Source organism: Umezawaea sp. (assembly GCF_036375055.1).
GTDB lineage: Bacteria > Actinomycetota > Actinomycetes > Mycobacteriales > Pseudonocardiaceae > Umezawaea.
This window is the reverse complement of the sequence record NZ_DASUSQ010000158.1, coordinates 1-9,451: the sequence shown is the minus strand read 5'-3', so window position 1 is coordinate 9,451 and position 9,451 is coordinate 1. Positions and strand designations below refer to the sequence as shown.

Sequence of the window (9,451 nt, the reverse complement as noted above, 5' to 3'; positions counted from 1 at the left end):
GAGGGCGCGCCAGCGGCGGAACCTGCTGGCGACGACGCTGTTGTCGCAGGGTGTGCCGATGCTGCTGCACGGTGACGAGTTCGGCCGCACGCAGCACGGCAACAACAACGCCTACTGCCAGGACACGGAGATCTCCTGGGTCGACTGGAGCCTCGCGGACCAGAACAAGGACCTGGTCGAGTTCACGGCGGCGTTGACGGCCTTCCGCAAGCAGCACCCGGTGCTGCGCAGGCGGAGGTTCTTCGCGGGCAAGCCGATCCGCAGTGGTGACGACCTGCGGGACATCGCGTGGTTCACGCCCGAGGGCGAGGAGATGACCGAGCACAACTGGGGCGACGACTTCGGCCGCTGCGTCGTGGCGTTCCTCAACGGCGAGGGCATCCCGGACCTGGACCAGCGGGGTGTGCGGGTGGTGGACGACTCGTTCCTGCTGGCGTTCAACGCCCACCACGAGGACATCGAGGTGACGCTGCCCGAGGAGAGCTACGGTCCGATGTGGAGGGTCGTCGTCGACACCGCCACCGGCCAGGTGGGCGGTGAGGGGGAGTCGTTCCCCGCGTCGGGACGCGTCACGCTGCCGTCCAGGTCGCTCGTGGTGCTGCAACGCGTCGAGTGAGGGGGACGGCCGTGGCGCAGGTCTTCATCCAGCCGTCCTACGGGACCCCCGAGGCACGCCGGTACGGGACGGTGAGCCTGGACCGGGGCGTGCCGTTCGCGGACGCCCCCTACGCGGACCTGCTGGACCCGGCGGACCTCGCCGGGCTGGTGGCCGCGCACCCGGAGGGCCGCGCGCGGTTCTGGGGCGCCACGGCCAAGCACGACAGGCGGATGGACACCGTGGTGGCCGGTGACGTCGTGCTGCTCACCGGTCGCAAGCACGTGCGGGCGATCGGTGAGGTCGGGTACCGGTTCCGCGACCCCGCGTTCGCGCGGCGCCTGTGGAACCCCGATCCCGGCAAGTGCGTCTGGGACAACGTCTACAGCCTGCGCGGGTACTGGCCCGCGCTGGTGCCCTACGAGGCGATCTGGGCGCTGCCGGGGTTCACCGGGGGCGACAACTTCATGGGGCTGCGGTTCCTGGACGCCGAGAGGTCGGCGGCGGTCCTCGCCCTCACCGCCGCGGATCGGCCGGGTGCCCGGTGACGGGTTCCGGTCAGGGGGTGCCGAACCGGTCGCGGAGCCAGGCGAGCTGGTGGGTCTGGTGGTGGGCCTCGCCGCCCTCGTGGTGGTTGAACGGGTACACGTCGATGTCCCTGTCCTCGTTGCCCAGCGCGTTGAACGCGGCGAAGACGCCGGACGGCGGGCAGATGGTGTCGCGCAGGCCCGTGGCGAACAGGGCCGGGACGGTCGTGCGGGCCGCGAAGTTGACCGCGTCGAAGTAGGACAGGGAATCCAGGACCCGGTCGGCCGAATCCCGGTGCACGGCCAGGTACTGCACGATCTCGGCGTAGGGGTGGGCGTCGGTGATCGTGATGGCGCGCTCCACGTGGCACAGCAGCGGGGAGCTGGCCAGCAGGGCGGCGGTCCGCTGGTTGAGGGCCGCCGCCGCGATGGCCAGTCCGCCGCCCTGGCTGTTGCCCACCACGGCGATGCGGGTGTCGTCCACGTCGGGCAGGGCGGCGGCGGCGTCCACGGCGCGGGCGGCGTCGGTGATCAGGCGGCGCAGGTAGGCGGTGCTCGGGTTGGTGATGCCGCGGGTGAGGAAGCCCGGAGCGGCCGGGGCCGAGCCGATCGGGTCCGGTGTGTCGCCGCCGCTGCCGTACTGGCCGCCCTGGCCCCTGGCGTCGACGAGCAGGTGTGCACAACCGGCGGCGGGCCAGAGCAGTCGTTCCACGGGCAGGCCCCGCCCCCGGCCGTAGCCGACGTACTCGACCACCACGGGGAGCCGCCTGCCCTCGGTGCCCGCGGGCCGGGTGTACCAGGCGCGGACGTGGTGGCCCGCGAAGCCGGTGAAGGTGACGTCCCAGGTGGTGACGAGGGACAGGCCGGTGGCCACCGGTACCACGCCGACCAGGGGGTCGTGCTCGGCGGCCTCGGCGAGGGTCGTGGTCCAGAAGTGGAGGTGGTCCGACGGCTTGCGCACCGTCGGCCGGTAGTTCTCCAACTCGGTCAGCGGCAGGTCGAAGAGGGCCATGTCCGTCCTTCTAGGAGGGTGGTCGGGACGTGCTCTCGCGGACGATCAGCTCGGTGGCCAGGTCGATCCGCTCGTTGCGCGGGCGTTCACCCCTGGCGAGGGTGAAGACCATCTCGGCGGCGGTGGTCGCCATGTCCCGCAACGGCTGGCGCACCGTCGTGAGGGGCGGGCCGATCCACTCGGTCACGTCCAGGTCGTCGTAGCCGACGATGGACAGGTCGCCGGGGATGGACAGGCCGAGTTCGCGGGCCGCCCGCATCACGCCCAGGGCCTGGAAGTCCGAACCCGCGAAGATGGCCGTGGGGCGGTCGGGGCGGCTCAGCAGCGCCAGGCCGTGGTCGTAGCCGCCGTGGACGTAGAAGTCGCCGTGGCGCACCAGGTCCGGGTCGGTGGGGAGGTTCGCCTCGTCCAGCGCGCTGCGGTAGCCGTCGACCCTCGCCCTGCTGCACATCATCGTCGTGGGGCCGGAGATGACCGCGATCCTGCTGTGCCCCAACGAGATCAGGTGACGGGTGGCCGCCAGTCCGCCGGACCAGTTGGCCGAGCCGACGGTGGGGACGCCCGGCTGCGGCTCACCCGCCGTGTCCAGCACGACGAACGGGATGTTGCGGGTGGTGAGCTGGTTGCGCTGCTCCTCGTCCAGGCCCGCCAGGACGAGGATGACGCCGAGCGGTCGCCGGGTGAGCAGGTCGTCGAACCACTCGCGGCGCGGGCGGTGCTCGCCGCCGAGCTCGGACAGCACGACGGCGGCGCGCTCGGTCGCCGCGGCCTGCTCCACGCCGCGGATGATCTCCGTGGCCCACGCCGAGTGCATCTCGTGGAACACCAGGTCGATGAGGGCGGGCCGCGACGACTCGCGCGCCCGGCGGCGGCGGTAGCGCCGCTGCTCGATGACGCTCTCGACGCGCGCCCTGGTCTCGGCGGCGACGTCCGGTCGGCCGTTGAGGACCTTGGAGACGGTGGGGATCGACACGCCCGCCTCGGCGGCGATGGAGGCGATGGACGCGGGCTGCGGGCTGGCCGCGTCCGACGGGTCGGCACCTGTTCCGAGCGGCGTGCTCATGCTGACCCCTTGTCCTGCGTCGATAACGGCACCTCGAAGTAGTCCTAAAGTTTCGGTGCTGGAGCGTAAAGGTAAAAGAGGTCCGATGCCAGTGATCTTTCTGGCGTAGCTGGTCACATATATGAACAGAGCAGGGGTGATGACCTGCGGAAGTCTCCTCTGAGAAATCCAGGTCGCCTGTTGACGGTCTCGGTTCAGGCCCCTACGGTCACTTCACCGGACCGAAGTATCGGGGATGCCCTCGATACTTTCGGGTTGTCACGACGACGTGATCGGGAGGTGCCTGGTCGATGGCGGACAGGACGACCGGGGGCGCCGACGGCGAGACACCCGTGTGGCGGGACGTTCGCCGTCCGGCCCAGGAGCGGGTGGACGCGCTCGTCGCCGCGATGACCCCGAGGGAGAAGCTCGCCCAGCTCGTCGGGGTCTGGGTCGGCGCCGATCCCGAGGGCGGGGAGGTCGCCCCGCACCAGTCGGACCTGACCGGCGACCCCGTGGTGTGGCAGGACGTCATCGCCTCCGGCCTCGGCCAGCTCACCCGTCCGTTCGGCACCCGGCCGGTGGCGCCCTCGGCGGGCGCGCGGTCGCTGGCCCTCTCGCAGGCGCAGGTCGTGGCGGCGGGCCGGTTCGGCATCCCCGCGCTGGTGCACGAGGAGTGCCTGACCGGGTTCGCCGCCTGGCGGGCCACCACCTACCCGGCCCCGCTGTCCTGGGGCGCCTCCTTCGACCCCGACCTGGTCGCGGAGATGGCGCGGCTGGTCGGCGGGTCCATGCGCGCGGTGGGGGTGCACCAGGGGTTGGCGCCGGTCCTGGACGTCACGCGCGACTACCGCTGGGGCCGCACCGAGGAGACCATCGGCGAGGACCCGTACCTCGTCGGAACCGTGGGCACGGCGTACGTCCGCGGCCTGGAGGACGCCGGGATCGTCGCCACGCTCAAGCACTTCGCCGGGTACTCGGCGTCGCGCGCGGGCCGCAACCTCGCGCCGGTGGCGATCGGCGCGCGGGAACTCGCGGACGTCGTGCTGCCGCCGTTCGAGATGGCCGTGCGCGACGGCCGCGCGCGGTCGGTCATGAACTCCTACAGCGAGGTCGACGGGATGCCCGTCGCCGCCGACGGAGACCTGCTCACCGGGCTCCTGCGCGACACCTGGGGGTTCACCGGGACCGTGGTGTCGGACTACTTCGCCGTCAAGTTCCTCGAAACGCTGCACGGCGTCGCGGCCGACGAGGGTGAGGCCGCCGTGCTCGCGCTGACCGCGGGCATCGACGTCGAACTGCCCACGGTGCGGTGCTTCGGCGAACCGCTGCGCCTGGCCGTCGACCGCGGTGACGTCGACGAGGCGGTGGTGGACCGCGCGCTGCGGCGCGTGCTCGCGCAGAAGGTCGAGCTGGGCCTGCTGGACCCGGACTGGACACCCCTGCCGGAGGACGTCGACGGGGTGGAGCTGGACACGCCGCGGTCCCGCGACGTCGCGCTGCGGCTGGCGCGGGAATCCGTCGTGCTGCTGGCGAACGACGACCACGTGCTGCCGCTGCGGGCGGGGGCGGCGGTGGCGGTCGTCGGGCCGCTGGCCGACGACCCGATGGCGCTGCTCGGCTGCTACTCGTTCCCCGCGCACATCGGCGTGCGCCACCCCGGCACCGCGCTGGGGCTGGAGGTCCCGACCGTGCTGTCGGCGCTGCGTGACGCGCTCGGCCCGGTCGCCCACGCCCGCGGCTGCGAGGTCCGGTCCGACGAGGCCGACTTCACCGAGGCCGTCGCGGTGGCGCGGGAGGCGGACGTCTGCGTCGTGGCCGTCGGCGACCTGGCCGGGCTGTTCGGCGGCGGCACGTCCGGCGAGGGCTGCGACGTGACGGAACTCGTGCTGCCCGGCGCGCAGGCCGACCTCGTGCGCGCCGTCGCGGCGACCGGGACCCCGGTGGTGCTGCTGCTGATCACCGGCAGGCCGTACGCGATCGGCGACCTCGCGGACGAGGTCGCCGCGGTCGTGCAGACGTTCTTCCCCGGCCAGCTCGGCGGCCGGGCCGTCGCGGACGTGCTGACCGGCGCCGTGTCGCCGTCGGGGAGGCTGCCGGTGAGCATCCCGGCCGACGCCTCCGGGCAGCCGGGCACCTACCTGTCCGCGTCGCTCGGACTGCGCTCCGAGGTGTCCACGGTCGACCCGACGCCCGCGTTCCCCTTCGGCCACGGGCTCGGGTACGGCACGTTCACCTGGTCGCCGCCGCGGGCGTCCGGCTCCACGTGGGCCGTGGACGGCCACGTCGAGGTGGAGCTGGAGGTGCGCAACCCCGGCGACCGCGCGGGCGCCGACGTCGTGCAGCTCTACCTGCACGACCCCGTCGCCCAGGTGACCAGGCCGGTCGTGCGGCTCGTCGGCTACGCCAGGGTTCCGCTGGCGGCGGGCGACGGAGCGCGGGTCGTGTTCCGCGTCCCCGCCGACGTCACGTCGTTCACCGGCCGCGACGGGCGGCGCGTCGTCGAGCCCGGCGCGGTGCGGCTGCTGGTGTGCCGCTCCAGCGCCGACGTGCACGGCGAGGTGGACCTGGTGCTCACCGGCCCGCTGCGCGAGGTCGACCACACCCGCGACCGGACCACCGCGGTGACCGTGACCCCGGCCGGGCGGGAGGTCGTGGTCGCATGATCGTCGACACGAGGGGACCGGAGGTCCAGCCTGAGGGGACCACCGCGCGCAGGACGCCCGAGCGGGTCCGGCGCACGTGGCGCAAGGCTCTGCGGAGGGACTGGCAGCTCTACTCGCTCGCCCTGCTGCCGCTGCTGTTCTTCCTGGTCTTCCGCTACTTACCCATGGTCGGCAACGTGATCGCGTTCCGCCGGTTCGTGCCCGGCGGTGACCTCTTCGGCGAGACGTGGGTCGGCCTGCGGTACGTCAAGATCTTCCTGAGCGACCCCACGTTCTGGCAGGTGTTCGGCAACACGTTCATCCTGGGCGCGCTGACGCTGCTGTTCTGCTTCCCGCTGCCGGTCGTGCTGGCCCTGCTGCTCAACGAGGTCCGCTCCCGCCTGTTCAAGCAGTTCGTGCAGACCGTGTCGTACCTGCCGCACTTCCTGTCGCTGGTGATCGTCGCCGGGATGGTGCTCCAGCTGACCTCCGTCGAGGGCACGGTCAACCAGGTCATCGGGGCGTTCGGCGGTGAGCCCATCGCCTTCACGCAGGACGCGGACTGGTTCCGCACGATCTACGTCTCCTCCGAGGTCTGGCAGACCGTCGGGTGGGGCACGATCCTCTACCTCGCCGCGCTGACGACCATCGACGACCAGCTCTACGAGGCAGCCCGGATCGACGGCGCCAACCGGTGGAGGCAGACGTGGCACATCACGCTGCCGGGCATCCGGCCGACGATGGTGACGCTGCTGATCCTCAACATCGGCACGTTCATGGCGGTGGGCTTCGAGAAGATCCTGCTGCTGTACAACCCGCTGACCTACCCGACGGCCGACGTGATCTCCACCTACCTGTACCGGGTCGGCCTGGTGTCGAACAACTTCAGCTACGCCGCGGCGATCGGCCTGTTCGAGTCGATCATCGGCCTGACGCTGGTCCTGTCCGCCAACGCGATCTCGCGCCGCACAGTGGGGACGAGCCTGTGGTGATCACCCCGCCCACCGAACTCGCCGAGCGGGTGACCAAGCCCGCGGTCGTGCGACCCACGCGCGTCGGCGACACGCGGGGCTACCGGGTCTTCCGCGTGGTCAACGTCGCCGTCCTGCTCGTGGTCGTCGCGCTCACGCTCTACCCGTTCGTCAACATCGTGGCGCAGTCGTTCAGCGACGAGCAGGCCATCCGCACGGGCGGGGTGAACCTGCTGCCGCAGGGCTTCAACGTGAAGACCTACGAGGTCATCATCTCCGACTCGGCCTTCTGGAACAGCTACCTCAACACCGTCGTCTACACGGTGACCGCCACGCTGATCTCGCTGGTGCTGACGACGACCTACGCGTACGTGCTGTCCAAGCACCACCTGAAGGGGCGCGGCACGCTCGTCGGCATCGCGGTGTTCACGATGTTCTTCAACGGCGGACTGATCCCGAACTACGTGCTGATCTCCGAGCTGGGCATGAAGAACACGATCTGGGCGGTCGTGCTGCCCAACGCGATCAGCGTGTTCAACCTGCTGGTGATGAAGGCGTTCTTCGAGGCGATGCCGAAGGAGCTGGAGGAGGCGGCGACGGTCGACGGCCTCAACACCTACGGGGTGCTGTTCCGGATCGTGCTGCCGCTGTCGAAGGCCGTGATCGCGACGATGGTCCTGTTCTACGCGGTGGCGAACTGGAACTCGTGGTTCTCGGCGTTCCTGTACTTCGACCGCGCGGACCTGTTCCCGGTCACGGTCTACCTGCGCAACATGGTCGCGGGCGCCACGACGGCGGCGTCCATGGGCAGCGACCAGGGTGACGTCGCGCAGGTCAACTCCAACATCAAGGCGGTGACCATGGTGCTCACCGTGCTGCCGGTCCTCGCGATCTACCCCTTCATCCAACGGTACTTCGTGTCGGGCGTGATGCTCGGCGCGGTCAAGCAGTAGCTCGCGCTCCGCACGTCGACGACGGTGTCACACCCTGAGGAGAGCCAGATGCGAACGAAGTGGAACCGCTTAACGACGGCGTTGGCGGCCGCCGGTCTCGTGGTGGGCCTGGCGGCGTGCAGCGAGGGCGAGGGGGCGTCCGGCGGTGTCGACCTCGACGGCAAGCGGGTCGCGTCGATGACCGACTACAAGGAGGGCGACCAGTTCAGGGCGACCGAGCCGGTCGAGTTCCGGGTGCTCTACAGCGACCACCCCAACTACCCGGTGAAGGACGACTGGCTGCTGTGGTCGGAGATCACCAAGCGCACCAACGTGAAGGTCACGCCGACGATCGTGCCGTCGAGCGACTACGAGCAGAAGCGGAGCCTGGTCGTCGGCGCGGGGGACGCGCCGGAGATCATCGCCAAGACCTACCCCAACCAGGAGGACGCCTTCGTCGCCTCGGGCGCGATCCTCGCGGTGAGCGACTACCTCGACCTGATGCCGAACCTGAAGGCCAAGATCGAGAAGTGGAAGCTGCAACCCGAGTTCGACACGCTGCGCCAGGACGACGGCAAGTTCTACCTGCTGCCCGGCGTGCACGAGGCGCCGTGGCCGGACTACACCCTCACGTTCCGCACCGATGAGCTGACCAGGCTCGGCCTGGCCACGCCGAAGACGTGGGACGAGGTCCACACCGTCCTCAAGGCGATCAAGGCCGCGCACCCGGACAGCTACCCGCTGTCTGACCGGTTCGAGGGCAAGAACATCCTCAACGTGGCCTCGCAGTCGTTCGGCACCACGGCGGGCTGGGGCTACGAGCAGACGCAGTGGAACGAGAGCACGGGCAAGTTCGAGTACACCGGCGCGACCGCCGAGTACAAGGGCCTGGTCGAGTTCTTCCACAAGCTCGTCGCCGAGGGGCTGATGGACCCCGAGAGCTTCACGCAGAAGGACGAGCCCGCGATCCAGAAGTTCGCCACCGGCAAGTCCTTCGCGATCAGCGGCAACGCGCAGACCATCGTCAACGACTACCGCCCGGCGATCAAGAACATCCCCGGCGCGACCGTCGCGAAGATCCCGATCCCCGCCGGGCCCAAGGGCGACGTCCTGCGCATCACCCGCCTGGAGAACGGTCTGATGATCTCCGCGAAGGCCGTCGAGAGCGACAGGTTCGTCTCGATGATGCAGTTCATCGACTGGCTGTGGTACTCCGACGAGGGCGCCGAGTTCGTCAAGTGGGGCGTGCTCGGCACCACGTACGACAAGGACGCGTCGGGCAAGCGCGCGCTCAAGCCGGACATCGGGTTCGGCGGCATGAACCCGGACGCGCCGAAGAAGCTCCAGAGGGACTTCGGCTTCCAGGGCGGCGTCTTCTCCTACGGCGGCAGCACCGAGCTCCTCCGGTCGATGTTCACCGAGGAGGAGCTGGTCTTCCAGAAGGCCGTGGCCGGGAAGAAGAACCGGCCGCTCGCGCCCCCCGCCCCCCTCAGCGACGAGGAGCGCGAGCAGGCCACCCTCTGGGAGACCCCGCTCAAGGACCTCACCTCGCAGGCCACGCTCCAGTTCATCCTCGGCGACCGGGACCTGTCCACGTGGGACGCCTACGTGCAGGAGCTGGACGCCAAGGGGATGGGCCAGTACGTGCGGCTCGTCAACGGCGCGCACGAGCGGTACAAGCAGAAGAACGGCTGACCCCCGCGGGCCGGTCGCTCCGGCGACCGGCC

The 9,451-nt window shown here is 70.5% G+C and carries 7 protein-coding genes and 1 pseudogene; 6 read left to right on the top strand and 2 right to left on the bottom strand.

Features of this window, described 5'->3' with window-relative positions:
- Nucleotides 1-616: pseudogene (locus VFZ92_RS38035) on the top strand (glycogen debranching enzyme); the annotation flags it as partial.
- Nucleotides 617-627: 11 nt separating this feature from the next.
- Complete coding sequence (locus tag VFZ92_RS38030; RefSeq protein WP_330882153.1) at nt 628-1,143, top strand: hypothetical protein; 516 nt, start codon at nt 628-630, stop codon at nt 1,141-1,143.
- 10 nt (nt 1,144-1,153) lie between these two features.
- Here the strand turns inward: VFZ92_RS38030 and VFZ92_RS38025 are convergent, their stop codons facing one another.
- Complete coding sequence (locus tag VFZ92_RS38025; protein ID WP_330882152.1) at nt 1,154-2,134, bottom strand: acetylxylan esterase; 981 nt, start codon at nt 2,132-2,134, stop codon at nt 1,154-1,156.
- A gap of 10 nt (nt 2,135-2,144) precedes the next feature.
- A complete protein-coding gene (locus VFZ92_RS38020; protein WP_330882150.1) occupies nt 2,145-3,197 on the bottom strand; it encodes a LacI family DNA-binding transcriptional regulator in 1,053 nt (350 codons plus the stop codon).
- 290 nt (nt 3,198-3,487) lie between these two features.
- Between VFZ92_RS38020 and VFZ92_RS38015 the strand changes: the two genes are divergently transcribed.
- Genes VFZ92_RS38015 through VFZ92_RS38000 form a run of 4 tightly spaced genes read left to right on the top strand, consistent with a single transcriptional unit; the run spans nt 3,488 to nt 9,419 of the window.
- A complete protein-coding gene (locus VFZ92_RS38015) occupies nt 3,488-5,842 on the top strand; it encodes a glycoside hydrolase family 3 N-terminal domain-containing protein (protein ID WP_330882148.1) in 2,355 nt (784 codons plus the stop codon).
- Nucleotides 5,839-6,813 (top strand): ABC transporter permease, encoded by a 975-nt coding sequence (locus VFZ92_RS38010; RefSeq protein ID WP_330882146.1) that lies wholly within the window; start codon nt 5,839-5,841, stop codon nt 6,811-6,813. The genes VFZ92_RS38015 and VFZ92_RS38010 overlap by 4 nt, the downstream gene beginning before the upstream one ends.
- A complete protein-coding gene (locus VFZ92_RS38005) occupies nt 6,810-7,745 on the top strand; it encodes a carbohydrate ABC transporter permease (RefSeq protein ID WP_330882145.1) in 936 nt (311 codons plus the stop codon). The genes VFZ92_RS38010 and VFZ92_RS38005 overlap by 4 nt, the downstream gene beginning before the upstream one ends.
- A 48-nt stretch (nt 7,746-7,793) precedes the next feature.
- Complete coding sequence (locus tag VFZ92_RS38000; RefSeq protein WP_330882143.1) at nt 7,794-9,419, top strand: extracellular solute-binding protein; 1,626 nt, start codon at nt 7,794-7,796, stop codon at nt 9,417-9,419.
- Nucleotides 9,420-9,451: the final 32 nt, after the last annotated feature.